The sequence below is a fragment of the Turicibacter faecis genome (assembly GCF_037076425.1).
In the GTDB taxonomy this organism is placed as follows: domain Bacteria; phylum Bacillota_I; class Bacilli_A; order MOL361; family Turicibacteraceae; genus Turicibacter; species Turicibacter faecis.
In genome coordinates this window covers 1,122,266-1,142,135 of the sequence record NZ_AP028127.1, presented here as the reverse complement: position 1 = coordinate 1,142,135, position 19,870 = coordinate 1,122,266, and the positions used below count along the sequence as shown (strand labels likewise).

At 41.4% G+C, this 19,870-nt stretch carries 20 protein-coding genes and 1 riboswitch; of the genes, 3 read left to right on the top strand and 17 right to left on the bottom strand.

Going from position 1 to position 19,870, the window contains the following annotated elements; all coding sequences use genetic code 11:
* The first annotated feature begins 23 nt into the window (after positions 1-23).
* A complete protein-coding gene (locus tag AACH31_RS05490) occupies positions 24-332 on the top strand; it encodes a nucleoside triphosphate pyrophosphohydrolase (protein WP_338618030.1) in 309 nt (102 codons plus the stop codon).
* 61 nt (positions 333-393) lie between these two features.
* On the opposite strand, the gene AACH31_RS05485 is transcribed toward AACH31_RS05490, so the two are convergent.
* The 3 genes from AACH31_RS05485 to AACH31_RS05475 form a co-directional block, all read right to left on the bottom strand.
* Positions 394-675 carry a helix-turn-helix domain-containing protein gene (locus tag AACH31_RS05485; RefSeq protein ID WP_338618029.1) on the bottom strand — a complete coding sequence of 94 codons (282 nt, stop codon included), beginning with the start codon at positions 673-675 and terminating at the stop codon, positions 394-396.
* A gap of 265 nt (positions 676-940) precedes the next feature.
* Complete coding sequence (locus AACH31_RS05480; RefSeq protein ID WP_338618028.1) at positions 941-1,483, bottom strand: DUF3885 domain-containing protein; 543 nt, start codon at positions 1,481-1,483, stop codon at positions 941-943.
* Between the two features lie 26 nt (positions 1,484-1,509).
* Entirely contained in the window at positions 1,510-2,070 is a 561-nt protein-coding gene (locus tag AACH31_RS05475; RefSeq protein ID WP_338618025.1) for a hypothetical protein, read from the bottom strand.
* Between the two features lie 144 nt (positions 2,071-2,214).
* On the opposite strand from AACH31_RS05475, the gene hcp reads away from it, so the two are divergent.
* Positions 2,215-3,864, top strand: a complete 1,650-nt coding sequence (hcp, locus tag AACH31_RS05470) for a hydroxylamine reductase (RefSeq protein ID WP_338618024.1) — start codon at positions 2,215-2,217, stop codon at positions 3,862-3,864.
* A 46-nt stretch (positions 3,865-3,910) separates the two neighbouring features.
* Here hcp and AACH31_RS05465 read toward each other — a convergent pair whose 3' ends face one another.
* The 4 genes from AACH31_RS05465 to AACH31_RS05450 all read right to left on the bottom strand — a co-directional run bounded on the left by AACH31_RS05465 (position 3,911) and on the right by AACH31_RS05450 (position 7,622).
* On the bottom strand, positions 3,911-4,606 hold the full coding sequence (locus AACH31_RS05465; protein WP_338618023.1) for a Crp/Fnr family transcriptional regulator: 696 nt from the start codon (positions 4,604-4,606) through the stop codon (positions 3,911-3,913).
* A 148-nt stretch (positions 4,607-4,754) separates the two neighbouring features.
* The gene (locus AACH31_RS05460; protein WP_338618020.1) at positions 4,755-5,189 is read right to left on the bottom strand and encodes a hypothetical protein; all 435 of its coding nucleotides are present in this window, start codon (positions 5,187-5,189) and stop codon (positions 4,755-4,757) included.
* The gene (locus AACH31_RS05455; RefSeq protein WP_338618019.1) at positions 5,190-6,638 is read right to left on the bottom strand and encodes a DNA methylase; all 1,449 of its coding nucleotides are present in this window, start codon (positions 6,636-6,638) and stop codon (positions 5,190-5,192) included.
* A gap of 399 nt (positions 6,639-7,037) precedes the next feature.
* Positions 7,038-7,622 (bottom strand): thermonuclease family protein, encoded by a 585-nt coding sequence (locus AACH31_RS05450; RefSeq protein ID WP_161831294.1) that lies wholly within the window; start codon positions 7,620-7,622, stop codon positions 7,038-7,040.
* A gap of 1,002 nt (positions 7,623-8,624) precedes the next feature.
* Between AACH31_RS05450 and AACH31_RS05445 the strand changes: the two genes are divergently transcribed.
* Complete coding sequence (locus AACH31_RS05445; protein ID WP_161831296.1) at positions 8,625-8,993, top strand: hypothetical protein; 369 nt, start codon at positions 8,625-8,627, stop codon at positions 8,991-8,993.
* Positions 8,994-9,240: 247 nt separating this feature from the next.
* Here AACH31_RS05445 and AACH31_RS05440 read toward each other — a convergent pair whose 3' ends face one another.
* The 10 genes from AACH31_RS05440 to AACH31_RS05395 form a co-directional block, all read right to left on the bottom strand.
* Positions 9,241-10,371, bottom strand: a complete 1,131-nt coding sequence (locus tag AACH31_RS05440; protein WP_161831298.1) for a lysozyme inhibitor LprI family protein — start codon at positions 10,369-10,371, stop codon at positions 9,241-9,243.
* A 1,026-nt stretch (positions 10,372-11,397) separates the two neighbouring features.
* The gene (locus AACH31_RS05435) at positions 11,398-11,964 is read right to left on the bottom strand and encodes a hypothetical protein (protein WP_262950520.1); all 567 of its coding nucleotides are present in this window, start codon (positions 11,962-11,964) and stop codon (positions 11,398-11,400) included.
* Between the two features lie 1,534 nt (positions 11,965-13,498).
* Positions 13,499-13,693: a hypothetical protein gene (locus AACH31_RS05430; protein ID WP_161831304.1), complete on the bottom strand. Its 195-nt coding sequence runs from the start codon at positions 13,691-13,693 to the stop codon at positions 13,499-13,501.
* 443 nt (positions 13,694-14,136) lie between these two features.
* Entirely contained in the window at positions 14,137-14,361 is a 225-nt protein-coding gene (locus AACH31_RS05425; protein ID WP_161831306.1) for a hypothetical protein, read from the bottom strand.
* 38 nt (positions 14,362-14,399) lie between these two features.
* Positions 14,400-15,572, bottom strand: a complete 1,173-nt coding sequence (locus AACH31_RS05420) for an MBL fold metallo-hydrolase (protein WP_304940771.1) — start codon at positions 15,570-15,572, stop codon at positions 14,400-14,402.
* A 142-nt stretch (positions 15,573-15,714) separates the two neighbouring features.
* Entirely contained in the window at positions 15,715-16,320 is a 606-nt protein-coding gene (locus AACH31_RS05415) for a class I SAM-dependent methyltransferase (protein WP_161831308.1), read from the bottom strand.
* 131 nt (positions 16,321-16,451) lie between these two features.
* Positions 16,452-16,552, bottom strand: a riboswitch (purine riboswitch).
* 79 nt (positions 16,553-16,631) lie between these two features.
* Positions 16,632-17,681, bottom strand: a complete 1,050-nt coding sequence (locus AACH31_RS05410) for a M42 family peptidase (RefSeq protein WP_262950522.1) — start codon at positions 17,679-17,681, stop codon at positions 16,632-16,634.
* A 14-nt stretch (positions 17,682-17,695) separates the two neighbouring features.
* A complete protein-coding gene (locus AACH31_RS05405; RefSeq protein WP_161831312.1) occupies positions 17,696-18,340 on the bottom strand; it encodes an SIMPL domain-containing protein in 645 nt (214 codons plus the stop codon).
* A gap of 1 nt (position 18,341) precedes the next feature.
* Positions 18,342-19,040 (bottom strand): alpha/beta fold hydrolase, encoded by a 699-nt coding sequence (locus tag AACH31_RS05400; RefSeq protein ID WP_161831314.1) that lies wholly within the window; start codon positions 19,038-19,040, stop codon positions 18,342-18,344.
* 133 nt (positions 19,041-19,173) lie between these two features.
* Positions 19,174-19,869, bottom strand: a complete 696-nt coding sequence (locus AACH31_RS05395) for a flavodoxin family protein (protein ID WP_161831315.1) — start codon at positions 19,867-19,869, stop codon at positions 19,174-19,176.
* Position 19,870 lies beyond the last annotated feature (1 nt).

Here is a 19,870-nt window from a genome sequence, read left to right as displayed (position 1 = left end):
TTGAAAATAAAGGAGCCGATAGCATGTTAACTTATGATAAATTAGTTCGTGATCTTATTCCAGACATTATTCAGGCCTCAGGAAAAACGGCGGAAATTGAAGTCGTTAGTGATGAAGTGGCATTTGACTATTTAGTTAAAAAATTAGACGAGGAAGTTGCCGAATTTAAGACGGATCAAAACCTTGAAGAATTGGCAGATGTTTTAGAAGTTTTATTTGCCCTTGCCCAAAAACTAGGTTATGAGGAACAAGACCTTTTAGCCAAACGTTTAGAGAAGAAAAACGCCCGAGGCGGCTTTGAAAAAAATATCGTCCTAAAATCAACCAAGTAACAAATTCATCTCAAAAAGGGCCCCTGATCCAGGGGCCCTTTTTGACTAGATAGGTGGCCATCTACCACCAAAAAACGATCCATATTAACACAGTAACGCAGACAAATAAGTAAAGCAGCATATAAATGAAGCTCCAATCCAAAGTAGGTGATGGGTGAGCAACGTCTTCCTCTAATTTTCCTAAAATAGCCGTTAAATTTCTTAATTGTCCCTCGCTTGGATACTCCTGATTGACCTCCCAGTTTGCCACTTTCCAAGAGGGTACGCCTAATTGATGGGCGAGCTCTTCTAACGAGAGGCCCATCGCCTCACGTTTCACTCGAATTTCTTCCCCTAAATGCATCTTGTATCCCTACCTTCAACAAAATCTTTTTTATAATCTCTCACCACTCCCTTCTCTTTAAGATATGCCACCTCCGTTTTTTATCATGCATGCTAAACAAAACTAAAAGGCAATCCGACGATGGTTCATCAGGTTGCCTTTTTATGTTGTTTAAAAGATGACGCCTTTAATAGGACCAAGGATTTTTCCAAAGGAATTTCCTTATCGCAAGTGCTGTTTTCGGTTCATCCCCATAGGGGCTCCCGCTTCTTCGGTTAAACGATTGTTAAAGAAGGTTTTTTGCTAAAAGACGCTCGATCATCCGTGTTTTATCGGTTTCATCCTTAAAAATCAAATCGATAAACCGGTCATCTTGCATCCGAACACAACGTTTTTTTTCTAACTGGATGAAATAGTAGTCATTCATCGGTTTGACTCCTTTGACGAGGTCATGTTGACACAAATGTAAAATGAGTTTTTTATTCTTTAGTTCACCCCATCGACACGTTAAATAATAATGCATGATGTCTTCTTCGTGTGGTCCCTTCTCCATGAAGGCATTCAACGTGCGATGGAGTCGTTCATTCTTTAGATACGGTTTAATCGAGCGAGGGCGCGGATTAATGCCATCACACGGATAAGTATTGATGACAAGCATTACCTCATCATCCATTGAAAAGACACATTCAAAAATACCGAGCGCGCGTTGATAAACGTCGAACAACTCCTGAGCATCCGTCATCGCTTCCTTGCCAAGTTCAACCGTTAAAACGTGGGCTTCATAACGTTCTAACGGGAGATAATAATAAAAATTAATCCATTGTCGCACGCCACTCCCCCTTCACACGTTTAAATCTATTCTAAATCAAACTCAACAATGACGTCCCCTATTTCAATTTCATAATGGGTCTGATCCCCGACGACCGCCAACGCATCTGATCCCGTTGTTGAGCGTCCGATTGAGACCTCTCCACCATAACGGGCTTCCATCGATGGGTAATTTTTTAACAAATGCCCGCTTCCATCATACACTTGATAATGAATGCCTTCAAATAACGAAAATCCATCCTCAACCGCTAAATTTTTATACTCATACTCAATAACCAGCACTTTATCCGCCTTCACGTCACAATACTCATTGCGATCATCCGTATAATAAGCATTTAAAAAGGTCACTTCAATTTGATCATTCCCAATGGTTTCCCCTAATTTAACCCGTTCAGCCTCTTTTGGTGCCGTTGGTTTTTCAGCTTCGGTTTTTTGCTCCTCAACGACCGGATCCTTAACCTCTGATTTTTCCTGAACCACAGGCGTCTCTTTGACCTTTTTCACCTCATTCGTCTGATCAAAATACTCACACGCCACTAATAACACCGAACAAAAAAGAACACTTCCAGCGAATAACCACTTCTTCACATCCATCCCACCCTTCAACAAGTTACTATATCCTATGCCTTTACCTAAAAGGCGTGCCTCTTTTTATCAAATTTGATTTCAATCACATTCAACTTCCCTCTTCATCGATAAAATAACCTTAACAAATGAAAAAGAGGTGAAAGAATGACTATGTTTTGTAATCAATGTCAAGAAGCAGCAAAAGGAGTAGGCTGTACCGTATTTGGGGTTTGCGGAAAATCACCCGAACTGACCGCCTTAATGGATACTTTTATTTACTCCCTTATTGGATTATCTTGTTTAGCGCTTGAGGTGAAAGAAGAGAAAGAACTCGTCCGCGAGGTCGATTTATTTGTCACAGAAGGATTGTTCGCTACCATCACGAACGCCAATTTTGATGAAGAAGAATTCGTCACACGTATTAAAGAAAGCATCCGCTTAAGAAACCAATTAAAAGAACGCCTAATCCACACTAATCTTCCTATTTTAACACACGATATCGTCAACTTTGAGGTCGACCATAAACAAAGTATGATTAAAAAAGCCTTATCGGTTGCGATTCATTCCACAACAGAAAATGAAGACATCCGTTCCCTACGCGAACTGATTTTATTCGGACTTAAAGGGCTGGCTGCCTATACGTCGCATGCCGAAAAATTAGGATTTACTGACGATGAACTATTTAATAACCTGCATCGTTTCATGGCTACCTTAATCCAGCCCGACCTAGATGTTAGCGCCTATACAACGCTTGCCCTTGAATTAGGAAATGTTGGGGTTTTAGCGATGTCACTTCTTGACCAAGCGAATACCTCATCATTTCGGCACCCGGAATTAACAAAGGTGAATATCGGCGTTCAAAACCGCCCCGGAATCTTAATCACTGGACACGATCTTCACGACCTCAAACAACTATTAGAACAGACGCAAGATACCGGGGTTGACGTCTATACACATAGCGAGATGCTACCTGCCCATTACTATCCTGAACTAAAAAAATATCCACATCTCGTTGGAAACTACGGAAACGCTTGGCACGAACAAACAAAAGAATTCGAAACCTTCAATGGGCCGATTGTCTTTACAACTAACTGTTTAGTTCCCCCACGTCAAGGATGCACCTATACTGAGCGCGTCTATACAACTGGAAATACGGGGCACCCTGACTTCAAGGTGATCAAAACACTCGCTGATGGGACAAAAGATTTCAGTTGCGTGATTGAACACGCCTTAACGTGCGCCGCTCCGACACCGCTTGAAACAGGAGAAATCATCGGAGGATTTGCCCACCATCAAGTGTTGAGCCTTGCCGATTCGGTCGTAGGTGCCATCAAAGAGGGGGCGATTAAGAACTTCGTCGTCATGGCCGGGTGTGATGGTCGCCATAAAGAGCGTACCTACTATACTGATTTCGCCAAAGAATTACCCCAAGATTCCGTCATTCTAACAGCCGGATGCGCCAAATACAAATACAATAAATTAAATCTGGGCGACATTAACGGCATTCCACGCCTATTAGATGCCGGACAATGTAACGACTCTTATTCATTAGTCGTCATCGCCTTGAAATTAAAAGAAGCCTTAGGGCTTGAAGACATTAATGATTTACCTATCGCCTATAACATTGCCTGGTATGAGCAAAAAGCGGTCATCGTTTTACTAGCCCTACTAGCCCTCGGTGTGAAAAACATTCACCTAGGCCCAACCTTACCCGCCTTCTTATCCCCTAATGTCCTCCAAGTCTTAGTTGAAAACTTTGCCATCGGTGGCATTTCAACCGTTGAAGAAGATTTAAACGAGTTCTTAAAAGCTTAACAAAAAAACCACTCTTTGAATTCAAGGAGTGGTTTTTTATTAGCACCTAGAGCAGATCCTTCAAATACGCGACGTCTAGGATTTCTATTTTCCTATGACCGATGATGTTGATGATTCCTTTTTCACTCAACTGGTGTAACTTTCGACTCACGGTTTCCCGTGTGAGCCCTGTATAATTTGCCACTTCTTCACGTGTAAAGGGTAAACGAATCACCATTTTAGATCCAACTTGGACGCCCTCTTTCTTGGCTAACTCTAAGAGTAAATAGGCCAACTTACTCTCGGGGTCTTGGTTCGATAACATAAGTGTTAACTGCTCTAAATGAATCAAGCGTTGGCTAAGGACTTCTAACACTTTTAAACTCATTTCTGGTTTTTTAAGCATTAACTGTTGAAAATGCTGTTTCGTAATCAAACAGAATCGGCAATCTTCAATCGCTTTGGCATAACAATTAAACGTCGTGTCTTGAAACAATTGGAGTTCGCCCCAAAAATCACCCTCACCCAACAAATGAAGAATTTGTTCTTTTCCATCTTTCGTATAATTAAAAATTTTGAGTTTCCCTTCGTTTACAATCCAAAGCGTATCGGCAGGTTCACCCTCACGAAATACCATCTCTCCTTTTTGATAGGTTTTGCGTTTAATCACCTTTAACAACGCCTTCGTTTCTTCACAATTAAACGCTTGGAAAATAGGCACCTTATACGTGCAAGATTGGCCCACGCCACATGTACAACTCATCTCATCCACTCCTTCTCCACTTTAACGGCTAGTTTAAAAAAAGGTACCCATCAAACGACCTTCCCTACTAGTATGACTGACCCTCTCCCTTAACATACCCAACATGATGACCTTCATCCCCCAGTCAAATCAAATGAACGGTCGGGTCTTAGTCAAGCGAGCCTTCATGCACCGGATCGAGACATTCGATGGTGAGGATGTCCATAATAGGAATAAAAGCACCCGATTTAAACACGAGTTGTTGGTGATACGCATCAATTTTTCGCACGCGTTCTTGAACGGTCACATAGGTGCCTCCTCCCTTTTTATCATCGGGCTTAAAATACGTCACCTTGACTAAAGGCGCGTTCTTTATTGTTAAAGCAACCGTATGAAGGGCGGCATGAAGCGCCCCTATCCGTGTTTCATCTAATTCAACTTTTGCATCGGTTAGTCGCGCAACTTCTTTTATGGCGGCCTCATGTCCTGTCAAGGCAGCAAAAGGCGCGAATTGAGCCGCCCGCTGCCTATTCGTCATCTGAGGGCGGCGGGTTGATTTGCGATAAGAAAGATGAATGATATCTTGATAATGATTCGTTGTCATTTAAGCGCGATGTCCTCCTATTTGATTATTGCGATCTCTTCCAGTAGCTCCTTCTTCGAGATTCATTCCTTTTAAAATGGCGTTCTTTCCAAACTTCTGACGGATCTGTAACATTGCCTCTTGTTGCCGACGTTCCTTTTGACGGTCTGCCTCCTGTTCTTGCTCCTTTTGTTGCAACACCTGAACGTTTGTAAATAAATCGAGTTGTTGAACCACAGGAGCGTCGTTGATTTCTTGCGCGTTCCTCACTTCAGAAAAAACAAGAGATACTCGACGAACGCGTTGTCTTTGATCCACGATATCATCAAATAAAGTGGTCACGGCCTGCTTCAGTAATCGGGTCGAAGACGTGTACGACGCCAATTTTTTAGTGCCTCGACTTGCGTTAGGAACACCGCGCGTGGAATCGTAACAAAGGGTTAATCCAACGGAAGGAGTCACGAGTCCCTTTTCGAGCAACTCAAACACGAGAGATTCGACCATTTCGCGGACGACTAATCGTGCTTTATTAATCGGATACCCTGTCGGTAGAATTTGACCCGAGCTGATGCTGTGATGTTTAGGTTCATAGGCTTTAATATCCGCCATGGTACACGACTCAACACCCCATGCGTGATCAATCAGGAGTTCGGCATTCACACCAAATAGGTGATACAGCAATTGTTCCCCGCGCTCAGTTAACGACATCCGAGCCACATCCCCCATCGTATACATCCCATGGGCCTCCAGTTTAGCGGCATAACCTTTTCCAACCCGCCAAAATGACGTGAGCGGACGATGATGCCACAATAAGGTTCGATAAGATGTTTCATCAAGCTCAGCAATCCGCACGCCAAAGGTATCGGGAGGCATCTTCTTCGCGACAATATCCATCGCAACTTTACATAAGTACAAATTAGGGCCTATCCCAGCAGTTGCCGTAATGCCGGTTGTCTTTAAAACGTCGTGAATGATGGTCCTTGCTAACTCGTGCGCCGTCATTTGGTAAAGTGTTAAGTAGTCGGTGGCATCGATAAACACCTCGTCAATACTATACACATGAATGTCTTCCGGTGCGATATACCTCAAATACACCTCGTAAATTCGGGTACTATACTCCAAATAGTAAGCCATTCTTGGCGTAGCAACGATATAGGAAATCGCCAGTTCAGGCGATGCCCTCAATGCTTGGGCATCAGATGAGGCCTGCGTCAAATATGAACAACGGGCTCTTTGTTTACGGATGGCATTTGCCTCTTGAACTTTTTGCTCGACCTCAAACAAACGCGGACGCCCCGAAAGGCCTAATGATTTGAGCGAGGGAGTAACCGCTAGGCAAATTGTTTTCTCACTCCGACCTTCATCGGCAACAACTAAATGGGTCGTCATCGGATTGAGACCGCGTTCACGACATTCCACCGAAGCATAAAAACTTTTCAGATCAATCGCCATATACACCCGCTGTTTCATCCAATTCCCTCCTTTTCTTCCTTTATTATAAACAAATTCGAACAAATGTTCAATCTCTTTTTATGATTATTCGCCACATTTCCCCAGCAGGTAGCGATTGTAAAAAGTTCCCATCGCCTTGAATAAAGGCCTCTCGCTATCATTTTATGGTTTTTTGAAGCGTTCCCGACATTCTCAGATTTAAAAATAACGCCCCGATTATATTGTCCTGCTTCATAGGAAGCATTTCCTGTTTAATCCCGTGGGTCACAAGTTAGATTACCCTCAGTAAAAAATTCGTTCCTTCATAGTTTTTCTAAATAATAGTCGTGTTGACCGATGAGATAAATAAAAAAAGCTCACCGCCCTCCATCGGACGATGAACCTTTTGACGATGATTTTTAGTCTTTAACCACCGATTTAGCGCTCGTTGTTCGCGGCTGATTCTAACTGTTTTAAAAGACTCGAATATTTGACATTCGGCTTAAACTCTTTCGCCACCGCATAGCCGTCGGCCACCAATTTCGCATTTAACATGTTCGTGGCGATATCATCTGGATTGACATCATCGGTTAACCACACATAGGCTAGCACGCGATGATAACGATCCGTTTTTTGAACATCATACTCCAAATATAGCGTCTGTCCAACGGTTAACACTGACTTCGTATACTGGCTCGCCAACTCGCCCGCTTCCGTATTTTTTTCTTGATCCGGATGCACACTTTCAGGCGTATCCATTCCGATGAGGCGAACTCGAACTTCCTCCCGATTTGCATTCGTCACGACTAACGTATCTCCATCGACGACACGTTTTAAAATCACCGGCTCAAGTTCAATCCCATTCGTTTCAAACACTTGAAGCGACGCCGCAGACCGTGAAGAAAGATAATCTTCAACATAACTACCGGCCAGGGTTGCCACGATAACAAAAATGACCCCGATTAAGCCATATCGCTTCTTAACTTTAGCTAGCTTTTTCACATTCAATTTCTGACGACTCATTCTTTACCTACTCTCCTAAACCGCCATTTTATGGCGTAACATCTTGTTGCACTCCTTCAATAAAGCACCAATATGTCTATTTTAATATGTTTTTCGTCAAATTCAATCATTTTTTTCATTGAAGATGAGGAGGCTTGTTCACCAGATGACTTTTCTTGTGAAATTCGATTCCCCCACTTATCCGCTCTCTTGTTTGAATCACGAATCATATCTTCCCCAAAAAATCCTCTCGAATCTAGCGATGAACCTTCTTCTTTGATTCAGGGAGGCTTCTCTCAACCTAGCGGTTAAAAAAGCGCATCAACAAGCCGGGTTGCCACTCAAAAAAAGAACCCGACAGTCCCCCCTACACCATCGTCAAACAACCTGCCGACACTCCCTATTCATCCCCCCGCACCAGCGTCATCCAAATAAACAGATTAATTGAACTCGCCTACCTACAATGGTACCCTAAATCGCCAAATTATGATAAAATGAAATGAACAAGCATTTAGAAAAGAGAGGTATCAGTCATTGTCTAACAAACGAATGGGGATGATGATCATCCTATTAAGTATTTTTTGTCTTATCCTACGGATTCCCAAATTGTTTACTACCCCATCCGCATGGGATATATTTTGGGGCGCCATAAGTTGTCTCAACCTCTTCATGGGTGTTCGGATCATGAGATACCCTTGTGTGATTGAATATGAAGACGACGATGAAGACGAATATGAACAGTAAAAAAAGGAGCCCGATGACACTCACAAAACGGTAGCAGAAGCATAAAATATATTGAATCGATCGCCAAGCGATTGATTCATCACCCTCTGTTAATCTTATTTTTATCAATCCCTTAACCGTTTTCAATCCCCATTCTTGTTACCGCCCAACAACAAGAATGGGGATTTTTCTATGTTTACCTCTAATAAAAATTAAGAAAACTAACCCACCTCATAACATCGCTTGAAGTGCGTATGTTTGTTATAATAGAGGGATATTTCAATAAAGGAGGATACCGTGATGGATTCATTGACAGAACAACAAATGAAGGACACTTTAAAAGTTATTGAATCATCGATTGTGAATTGTGAAAAAATACAGCCTAAATTAAAGGAGGGTTCTCCTTCATTTTCGCTCTCTAAAAACAGGATTAAGGCTTTATACATCGCCCAGAATCTTCTACTCAATAAAACATGTTCCTATTCAAAGGAGGATCTAGAGCAAGCGATTGCCCAAATTACCTCTATCAAAAATAAGAGTACGTCAGGCCTTAGTCGCGCGAAAGAAGGGAGTTCCACCTATACCCGCTTTTCTAATCTGATTCGCGCGATGAACATCATATTGGCCCATTTAAACGAGGCGATGAAAACAGCAAAAGAAAGTTGCTAGCTAACTTTTTAACTCTTCCTAAATTTCTTAGATTAAAAAAGACGTTTATTCCCCCATAAACGCCTTTTATTAAACAACGGATTCCCCTACAACCCGTTGTTTTTTTATACATCTGAAAAACGAGAACGGATGAATGCTTGATGCAAGTTCAAGTTTACCCCTTAAACTATCGGCGTCATTTCCTCTCATTTGATCTTCTCATTAGCGATAGTTAGTCCATCGTCCCTTATTCGTATTGACATTAAATCTATTCGAGGTAGGTGTTTACTAATTCATAACATCGTTCTTTTGTAAGGGTAGCTAATGTGCTATTGTAGACGACGGTCGTTAGGGATCCGCCCCCTGCTGCATTTGCTTCATTCTCGGCAGTCTTATCTCGATATTCGATCCAAGCTAGTTGTTTACTCTTTAATTCTTTCATCTCACTTTCTGTAAGTTGAGTTTTTAATAAGCTATATATTTCATTTAGCATGTCATCCCATCTTTTAAGGCGTGTTCCTTCTGCCTCAACGAAGTCGACTGTTGTTCCACTATCATAGAGGTAATCTAAATCACTCATGCCTTCTTCTATAAAGTCTAGTTTATCTAGGTAGTCCTTTTTATAGCTATAGGAGAATTCTTCGTTATTGCTCGATTCACTCTCTACCCCTTCGTCGCTCGGATAATACTTAGCTTGATAATCTTCAATAACATAATGGTTTAATTTATCTGAATAAACGAGCGTGGTCGTGATATTTCCGATTAATTCACTTTCCATTGAAGGACTCCATGTGGATTTGGGTTGCAAATACTGTTCATAAATATGAGTGTCCATAGATGATTCAAATCGATAAACCAGCCCTTCAACTAAAAAGCTATTATCCCCATTATCATATATACGATCAACTTGAGTGACCGTATTGAGCGGATATTCGCTTTCTAATAACGGATGATAATAATTATTATCTTGAAACAGCCATTCATCGTTGCCTTTTTTCTCTAATTCACAATCAAAATATTGACTTATTTTATGGCTAAACTCATCATAATTAAAAACGCTATAATAAACGCCATCTATTTCTTTAGATTCTACTTTCACCATATTCCCCAGATATAACCAAAGGCCGAACTCTAATAGTTGATCATGATTGAGATTTTCTTTATTATACGTTTCAAACCCACTATTACTTAAATGACTCAAATAAACATTTAACTGCTGTAAATCAGAATTCGTTAAAGTTTGTGTGATCTCTTTTCTTTCCTTAACCTCCTTAGTTGACTCTTTCAATTCACTTTGCTCCTGTTTGGGATGCCAAAACCTTTCTACGACCTCGTCCTTAAGCCTTTGACATCCCATCAAGGTTAGAAGTAAGCATGCAACTAAAACTTTTTTAATCATCTCTTCGCCTCCCTTTTACATTTCACCTATCGGCATATTCATCCGATAGGAAGAACTTCATCTTAAAGTAAATAGCGCTTGATTCCAGATTTAATGCAGTTCATTGCTTCAATGGGTACTTCTATTTCCTCCCACCCTATTTATCCATCCTGAGATCCCTCATTTAACTCACGGCTACTTTATTAAACTCATTTATAGTACGATCGTTTTCACGCCACATCCCCGTTGAAGCCCGATAAAGCTCCTCCTTGCTCGTCAAATTTTTAAATTTCTCGTTCGAATATGATCATCCTATCCCTACAGTGAGTCGAAACACATGATAATTTTATGTTTTTTGCACCCTCAATATGACTTATGATCATTTTTTCAAAAGAACCCTTTCAAACGCGTAAAAAACAATGAATAGCAGTTGTTGAAAAATAAAGGCATGATGCGAAGTCTTCTGCTCGTTTTTAAAATCCTTATAATGGAAATAAAAAGGAGACGTTGAGCGTTCTGTGGACTATTCATCGTAGAATTTTTAGTTCTTCCCATCTCTTTTGGATTTTCATCCTCTCCGTTATTTAAAAATTATCTAATTTTTATATTTTTAAAAAAGCTTCTCACGCTTTAAAGAAGAAATTTCATGATAACGGAAGTCCTCCTACGCCTGCGACCACGTGATTGATAGCCGTTTGATGCTCTAAACAGCATAAAAAAAAGCGGAATCATTCCGCCTTAATTCTTGTATTGATTTTCATCTCGTGCTCCCATGCACAATGACTTCCCTAAGTTGTCAAATCTCGTCAATATTGAATCATCCTCTATCTCTTTTTCCGAAAAAAACGAATCCAATTCACTTAACAATAACTCGGCTTGTTCTAAATCAAAATCATCTTCATTTCTTTAAACTCATGACTCTTAGTCTCCTCACAGGTGGTGAGTGGTGCCACTTCCTACAACGGTGTTTCTATTTGAACACAAAACCTCCTAGTATGAACGCAAAATTTACTCTTCCTCCCCCAAAAAAGCTTCTTTACTCAGCCGTTAATAATAGTTACGCCAATACAATGTCGTGTGGTGATCCTCGATATATTGTATTGAAAATTGGTCCATGGATTGAGAGGCCTCAGACATCTCACGATTTACGTCTGTAATGGTTTGACGGAGGACATCGTAGTCGTAGTGCAAATTATAAATATGATCGCTATTATTAATCGCTAACACCTCGACTGTATGCGTATAGCCGGGAAAATCTTTTCTTATCGCCCACTTATTTTTTTCATACTGTAACGTTGCAAGTTCTAAGGATAAGCGTGCGAGGCTATCCTTTTGTTCATCGGTCAGATTTTCCATCGAGTAACGTAAGGTCACATGATCAGTGATGGTTCTATTTTCATGATCAATCCAATAGCTGAGGGAATCCCCTGTATCCTCAACAAAGTCATAAATAACATCAATTTCAGACCCTACTTCTTTTTCGTACCTTTGAATTAACTTTTCGTCCTCAGGCGCATCAGGATCATAAGCGTCAAGCGAAACGATGAAATATACCGACAGCAATGACACGAGGCAAACAAACAAAGCGACAAAAACATACCAGTACTTTTTCATTCCCAATCCCCCTTCTTTTCGATACATTTTATGTCTTTATAAATAAAAATATTGCAATTTCTCTTTAGTTTTTTTATTCGTTTTGGCACATTATCGCCGAACGAGTCGCAATAAAGATGAAAAGAGCATGCATCTGTCGATGTAACATCAGGATTTTTTCATCCTCTCACCCGGGAACAATTATCTAATTTCTTAATAAATCTATAAAAAAGGGCTATGAGGGGCACTCTAGCTCTTTCATCCATTTAACAGGTATTATCACAACTCTGGATTTCTAACAGACTTGTGAGATTCCATGACGATAACACGATTCTCAAGAAGTTGATCTAGACATTCGTTAATAACAATGCCCCCTACATAACTAGTAGGCGTATCATTATGAAAGGCAAAATCCGAATTACCTCTCGTGGTTCCCCTAAGAAACAAGCACAATTAATACTAGGGCAACGCGATACCATTAACTGAGTTTGAATAGGTAAATCATTAGTGTTTTCAATATAGAGTGTTTGAGCATACGAGTGCGCTGTATCAAATAATACTGTCTACCATCCGCCGTTTGGCTCATGCATCGAGATATTTGTATATGCTGCCTAGAACATATTTGAATCATTAACTGTTATCACTACACGGCCATCGACGGTGATACTCAGTGCCCCTGCTCCACTTGCCGATTATAGTTCATGCGGAATTATCATAACCATCATCACTTTTGAAATTTCAATGTCTAGTACCATCATAACTACGCTGCCATTAATCGCTACACTAGCCATTCCATCACCATCATCAACGACTAATGCCTCTTCTTCTATTCGAGCAACAACTAGAGGAAACGTTGCCTCACTAACGACAATTGCGATTTAACAACCATTCCCCAACAGCTAACGCACGCATTCGACAAGATCTATCGGCATCTATCAATGAAAATAACCTTGATAAAAAACCTTCTTTTCAACTGTCACGCAAAGCCTATTCGCTCATAAGATATATTGAATAGTTCATCAAACGAACTATTCATCCCCCTCTGTTAATCTTATTTTTATCAATCTCTTAACTGTTTCTAATCCCCTTGATCCTGCCCCTGTTGGCAACGATGAAGGGGATTTTGGGATGAAGTGCTTTGTTCCACTTCATGATAAAAAAACTAACCTACTCTGTCTCTTTTTCAAAGAAAAATACAAAAATAGGTTAGTTTGAGTTTTACTGATTATAAAACAAACGTTGTTAGATAAAAATACGGAAATTTAATTTTTAGAGACCTTAATCGTTAAAAATTGGAAAAGTATTGATCCGACGTCCTTTATTATCAGGTCCCGTTTTAAAATAATCTTAATCTTACCTGGTAAATGTAAAAGAGTGGTGAAAATTTCACCACTCTTTCGTTCGTCAACGATTTAAATGATCCGTCCTTATCTTCATTTCATATTCCAAGCAAGTATCCCAAATACCCCACCTATTGCTAAACATAATACGAACTAAACCGAGTTATTGGAATCCATCCTTACTTTTTATTTACCTCGAGAAACTTCTCAATAAATTAACGTTTTTCATCACTATCTTCATCGTCAAAAAACTTATCAGGCATAAAAGCTAATAAAAGAACGAGTAAAAATATAATGACACTCTTTAAGACAGTCGCTTTCCCAAAGCCTATAGAGAAGATGAGTAAGATCATAGTTACGGTTACGATTGATTGACCATATTTTTGGATAAAGTTATGAATACCCTTCAATAAAATTTCTCCCCTCATCCTGTTATAACTAGTTTTATTATACATAATTAAATCAAAATGAAACTATTTTCAGTCGCATAAAATCCCGCGTCTTCTATCCTCTTAAATATTAACCCCTAATTAGTTTGGAAAAAAGTCAGAATAAGCAAGTATTTTCCCTTTTATATGGTCCTTATCGTCTTTAATGTACTCACATCCCTTGAATCCATATAACTAGTTGGTGGTTTACTTCGTTGAAACATCATTAAAATTATTCCATCACTTTTTTAAATAGCTATGAAAGAAATTCAATCTTTTCATAGGATAAAATTTTCTACCACATAGCAGCCTCCGTTCACTTTTTTTAAAATATGAATTTACCGCATTTCTAAGTGTCGATGAAAATTTTAATGTCCACATCTAACAGAATCTAATATAGAGGCAAGAACTAGAATTTCTCCTCCCTATTTCCTGCCCTCTTTGTAGTAGCCCATCGCCATGCCAACCATCATCCCCGCTAACTGGCCATAAACAACCCAGATAAAACCAAAAAATGGCCATAAACAAGTCCCTATCATTAAACCGAAGGAGCATCCGTACGCGATGCCTAACGCGAGATGATCCACCTTTCTTTTGTTTTCAACTTCTTTTTTTACATTAACCTCTTCTTCTGATGTCGTATATTTCACGAAATCACCCTCCTATGATTAATAAAAGCTAGCTGGTTTTATCGCTCACACGCCCAGCCATCTTTATCGCGATCATGCTTCGACTCATACGCCGGATGCCCTTTTGGAACGCCGTCGGGATGAACCTCTCTTAACTTCGTACAATTTTGATACGATTCCCGTTGCCCTGTTGGCTCTTGGTCATAAATTCCATTGGGATTATCATCTTTATATTGAGGGGGCTGCGAATTCGAGGGGTTCGTCTCTGGTGTTAAACGCCCTTGACCTGGCGTGTAAGATCCCGGGCTGAGCGCCGTTTCAAACCCATGTCCGGTCGATTGAAAAACGAGATGCCCTTGTTCATCTGTCCGATAAACCAAAATTCCTTTTGAGGCAAATAATTGTAATGTTTCTTCATGTGGATGACCATATTGATTGGGTTGCCCCGTCAAAATAACCGCATATTTCGGCCGAAGCTGATTAATAAAAGAAGAACTTGAACTCGTTTTAGATCCGTGATGGCCCACTTTTAACAATTCGACTGTGCCAACCTCTAACGTCTGCTCAATTTCAGCTTCTGCATCCCCGGTAAACAACGCCCGATCGTCGCCATGTTCGTATAAAACAACTAACGAATTATTATTTTCATTGCTGTGCCCCCCTGACGTATTATACAACGTCAGCGTGGCCTCCCCTAAATGAAAGGTTGCCCCTTCTAGCGGGACACTTGGCTTCAATCCCTTCATCGAAAGTGCCTCAATATACTCCCGATAAACGTTCGTATTCGCATCACCATTTGGAACAAGCGTCGTCTCAACCTCAAAATCCCTTAACACCGTATCAGCTCCCCCAATATGGTCCGCATGGTAATGCGTTAAAATTAAATAAGACAATCGCGTCACACCCTGCTGTCTCAAATAAGCACCCACCGTTGCATCATCATCCGTATCCCCCGTATCAATCATCGCAAATTCGCCGCCATTCTCAATTAAAATAGCATCTGAATTGCCCGTATTGATAAAATGGATTTTCCCCACTTCCGTTGATTGCGTGGGCACCTCCTCAACATCGTCCGGTTCTACTGAATCAGCAACGACCGTATTTTCCTCAAGTACAGGTTCCAAAGCCTCAACCTTCTCGTCAGGCACTGGATCAACCGCATTCTGACATCCGCTCAAAAAGACAAGGAGGCTCACCATAAGCCCACTTACTTTCCATAACTTCCATCGCATTCAAACTCCTCCTATCTCTTCCAATCTTAACCCTTTACTACGACTCGCCTTCCCCCAATCCCATTGGGTTGAAAAAGACGACAAACATCCCCTAGCATTGGGTAACTTCGGGGACGTTCCCAATTGGAACGTTTCCCCTCTGTTATCTCCCTCCTAATTTACTCGCCTTTTTCATAATGACATTTAGCCACCGAATCTCTTCACGTCCAGGAATGACATCGATTGTAACCTCGAGTTCTTGAAGGGTTAAAGATGGGAAGTCATGTAAAACATCCCTCCATTTTTCTTCAGTAAAATCATTAAAGTAGCGTCCATCCCGCTCCCCTTCATAAGTTCCATATTTAAATGAAGCATAAAAATATCCACCCGGTTTTAAGGCACGTTCTACCCGATAAATCGTATCCTTTAAAACAGGGGTCGGTAAATGAAGTAATGAGGCACACGCCCATACTCCATCATAAATAGCTTCATCGTCTAGCTCTTCAAATCGTTGACAACGAACAGGGTGTCCTAATTGTTCACTCGCTATTTTACACAGTTCAATAGAACCGTCTATGGCAGTCACGCGATACCCTTGGGCTAAAAAGGCTCGACTATCCCGACCAGATCCACATCCCAAATCTAAAATATGAGCGCCCGGTTGAAGATACTTTAAGAAAAAGGCGCGTTTTTGGTCAAATTCTATCGAAAACGTCATTTCATTATAAAGCGACGCTTGTTGGTTATAATAATCTAACGTTTTGTTCATGTGTTAACGTCTCCTCAATAAAAAAATACGCCCTTAACGTTTAGCTAAGTGACGTTTCGTTCTAAAAAATAAAAAAAGAAACACCGACGGCCATTTCGGTGTTTCACAAGTAAAAAGGATGTATGATGAGGACATACAAAAGTTTTACCTGTAGTCCACGAGATAACGGTCGTGGGTAGAAACTAGTTAACCATATCTTAACAATTATACAGATAAGTATTTTTAACTATTTGGAGTAGGAAATTTTTTATCATTTCCATGGCTTAATCATATCATCCTCATCCCCTAAATGCAAGCCTTTTTATAAAAAATTAAAGAAGATTTTTGTAAGGCGACAAATCTAGACCTTCTTCTACCCTTAATAAGAAGCGAGCGATCAATTCAATCGCTAATTCGACATCTTTTAAGGATCCAACTTCACTTCCAGAATGCATATAACGAATCGGAATTGAAACAAGCGCCAATGGAATTCCATCATTTCGAAGATGAATCGCATCCCCATCGGTCCCCGTTCGACCCGGGGCAGCCTCATACTGCAATGGGATGGACCACTGATCGGCTAATTGTTCTAACGTTTTATTTAATAAAGGATGAATAATCGAGCCATTGGCTAACACAGGGCCGCCCCCTACTCGAATATCTCCGACTTCCTCAGAAAAGGCATCCTCATAATCTGTTGCATACGTCACATCAACGACAATGGCCAGTGTGGGTTTGACATGTTTAGCCGCCCAAATCGCCCCTCGCAACGTCGTCTCCTCCCCGACCGTTGTTGCCGAATAAGTTCCAACCGTCGTGCCCAGTTCCTTCGCACGACGCAGTGCTTCAATCACAATAAAGGCCCCTAACCGATTATCAAGGGCTCGCCCACAAATACAGTCATTCAAGAGTTCACGATAATCCGTATCTGCAACGAGGTAGCTTCCCGGTTTCACAAACTGACAAGCCTCCTCCTTCGTGGTCGCTCCGATATCGACAAAAAGGTCATCGGCTTGCAAATAACGATCATCGAGCAACGAAGGTGTCACACCAACCACTCCGTGAACAACCCCTGATTCCGTCAGGACACGCACCTTTTGTCCTAAATAAAGGGGAACGCGAATCCCTCCAACGTTAACTACCCGAAGTTTTCCACTTTCCGTTATTTTAGTTACCATTAACCCAATTTCATCCACATGGCCCGCAAGGAGTACCTTACACGGTGAGCTTGGATTTAATACACTAATCACATTTCCCGTGGCATCACTTAAAAACGTATCTACATGAGGTTTCATGTAGCGAATCACCTTTTTTTGTAATTCATATTCTGCTCCTGATGGAGAGGGTGTTTGAATCATTTCGTATAAAAATTCTCTGTTCATCACTAAGTTCCCCCCTAATCTCCGATTTCAAAGACAACCGTCACCTCATCACTCGCTTCGATCTCCTCAGGATAAAGCTCCATCTTTTCAGTGACATCTTGGACGGCTAAAAGCCGGCCGTGCTCCCCACCTAACCAGGCATTTCCCTGATAATCAATCGAATGAATAGATTGCAGTGAAACGTTTCCTGCTGTCGCGAGGACGCGAGCGGATTCGATCGCTTGCTCCATCGCCGCCTCTAGAAGTAATGAATGAAGACGCTTCCGATCCTTGAGGCGGTACGTTACGTCAAACTCTGGATGCGCCGAACAGTGTTTAAGTGCTAACACCACTTGACTCAGTCGCTCAAGGTCTAAATCAAAGGAAAGATGTTGAACGCACTGTGCGACGTAACCGATGATGACAAACTCATAATCTCCCGCTTCATTTTTCACCTGTTCGCGATCAAGCGAGACATCTAATCGTTGCGTTTTAATTTCCGTCTTTAGAAATCCAATGCTTTCTAAACAGGTCGCCACCCCCTGAATTTGATGCTCCATCTCCGCTAACGTTTGTTCATAAGTTGCGGCCCGTGTGGTTAGGCGAAGTTGAAGGTCAATCCAATCCGGTGGAAGTGAAACCGTCGCCACGCCCCTGACCGTCAATGTTTTTGGCTTCATTTCATCCCTCCTTTTCCTGAAGATGTCTTAAAAAGTCATCCACTGCCCGATTAAATGCCTCAGGCTTCTTCCTCGCAATAAAATGATTCCCACGAATGAACACGAGGGTTGAGCGTGGAATGGCCCGAGCTAATGCCTCTGTATGTGACCGTTTAATCATATCCCGCGTACCAGCAATCACTAAAACTGGAACCTCAATCGTTGCCAGTTGCCTAGGTGTTAAACGAGGCTCGTTCACCATCAGACCAAGCATTTCCATGTTTCGTTGGGCCTCCGATGAATAGCGTGAAAAAAAGCAACAGAGACGATAGCCAACTTCAATCGGAAATTGCACACTACGTTTGACCCCGGTCGCATCGTAATTCCCTCCATTTAAAATTAACGCTCGGACATGAGTGGGGTACCGAAATGCAAATTTCATCGCCACATTGGCACCATCAGAAAAGCCTAAAATAATCGCCGACTTGATTTTCCGATGCGCCATCCAATGCTTTAGATCCTCAACAAATTGATCCATCGTAAACGGACAACTTCCCCGTGAGGACTGACCGTGCCCCCGGGTATCAATCGCAAAGACGTGATACGAAGAAGAAAAATAGGCAAGTTGATGCTTAAAATAAGTCCCATCCTCCCCGTTTCCATGAAGTAACAACAAAGGTTCACCTGAACCGGCCTCTTGATCATGTAATAAAAGGTTCATCCCGCTCGCCACCTCCTTAAACAACCCGTTGCTACTATCGTATTCCACTCCTAATTGAGATATGCCCCTTATCCTTCAGTGTGACCCCTGCTTGCTTAAAAAAAGCTGATGCCTTGCATCAGCTAGACCTTAGTTATTGCTTTTTCCAAGGTCGTTTTTTCATATCCCACCCTTTTTCATGCCAATAAGAACAATCGGCCTCCGGCCAGCCCTGACGATGAATCTTGCAGACTAAATAAAAAAAGGCTTTTGTTTTTAATCCCGGTTGAACTTTTTTATCACGCCGTCTAATGGTTTGAGCAAGTTTTTTCATATCTCGTTCAAGGCGTGCTTTCATTTTTTCATCGACGTCTTTCCACGAAGTCGCCCGTACGGCCGCCCCATAACGATAAGTCTTCGCGATTCCCCAAAAATAAGCACTGTCTGCCAAATCTTGATTCGTGCGCTTCATTCCAGCTCCTGCCGCTGTTGAAAGGCAGACGAGTTGTTTTGAAAACATTTTTTCTTCTGGCCGATGAATCATCCAGCGATACGCATAATGATCTAGAAATGATTTCATCGCCCCCGTCACATGGTAGACGTAAACAGGACTTGCTAAGATGATGACATCGGCGGCATCGAGCGCCTCGGTGATTGGTTTAAGTTTTGGTGCATGTGGACATTTTTCCTCGGACGTTAAAAAGCACTGCCCACATCCGATGCACGTCGCATTGAAATCTTTCGGTAAAAAGAATTCCGTCACCTCGGCCTCTAAGTGATCGGCTAATAGGTGTGCGAGATGATACGTCGATCCTTTATGATTTTGTCCATGAATCATCGTCACTTTCATC

Excerpts from the sequence above, each read along its gene's own strand:
- AACH31_RS05490 (WP_338618030.1), top strand. The coding sequence starts at position 24 with ATGTTAACTTATGATAAATTAGTTCGTGATCTTATTCCAGACATTATT.
- AACH31_RS05485 (WP_338618029.1), bottom strand. The coding sequence starts at position 675 with ATGCATTTAGGGGAAGAAATTCGAGTGAAACGTGAGGCGATGGGCCTC.
- hcp (WP_338618024.1), top strand. The coding sequence starts at position 2,215 with ATGACTATGTTTTGTAATCAATGTCAAGAAGCAGCAAAAGGAGTAGGC.
- AACH31_RS05465 (WP_338618023.1), bottom strand. The coding sequence starts at position 4,606 with ATGAGTTGTACATGTGGCGTGGGCCAATCTTGCACGTATAAGGTGCCT.
- AACH31_RS05460 (WP_338618020.1), bottom strand. The coding sequence starts at position 5,189 with ATGACAACGAATCATTATCAAGATATCATTCATCTTTCTTATCGCAAA.
- AACH31_RS05455 (WP_338618019.1), bottom strand. The coding sequence starts at position 6,638 with ATGAAACAGCGGGTGTATATGGCGATTGATCTGAAAAGTTTTTATGCT.
- AACH31_RS05450 (WP_161831294.1), bottom strand. The coding sequence starts at position 7,622 with ATGAGTCGTCAGAAATTGAATGTGAAAAAGCTAGCTAAAGTTAAGAAG.
- AACH31_RS05445 (WP_161831296.1), top strand. The coding sequence starts at position 8,625 with ATGGATTCATTGACAGAACAACAAATGAAGGACACTTTAAAAGTTATT.
- AACH31_RS05440 (WP_161831298.1), bottom strand. The coding sequence starts at position 10,371 with ATGATTAAAAAAGTTTTAGTTGCATGCTTACTTCTAACCTTGATGGGA.
- AACH31_RS05435 (WP_262950520.1), bottom strand. The coding sequence starts at position 11,964 with ATGAAAAAGTACTGGTATGTTTTTGTCGCTTTGTTTGTTTGCCTCGTG.
- AACH31_RS05420 (WP_304940771.1), bottom strand. The coding sequence starts at position 15,572 with ATGCGATGGAAGTTATGGAAAGTAAGTGGGCTTATGGTGAGCCTCCTT.
- AACH31_RS05415 (WP_161831308.1), bottom strand. The coding sequence starts at position 16,320 with ATGAACAAAACGTTAGATTATTATAACCAACAAGCGTCGCTTTATAAT.
- AACH31_RS05410 (WP_262950522.1), bottom strand. The coding sequence starts at position 17,681 with ATGAACAGAGAATTTTTATACGAAATGATTCAAACACCCTCTCCATCA.
- AACH31_RS05405 (WP_161831312.1), bottom strand. The coding sequence starts at position 18,340 with ATGAAGCCAAAAACATTGACGGTCAGGGGCGTGGCGACGGTTTCACTT.
- AACH31_RS05400 (WP_161831314.1), bottom strand. The coding sequence starts at position 19,040 with ATGAACCTTTTATTACATGATCAAGAGGCCGGTTCAGGTGAACCTTTG.
- AACH31_RS05395 (WP_161831315.1), bottom strand. The coding sequence starts at position 19,869 with ATGAAAGTGACGATGATTCATGGACAAAATCATAAAGGATCGACGTAT.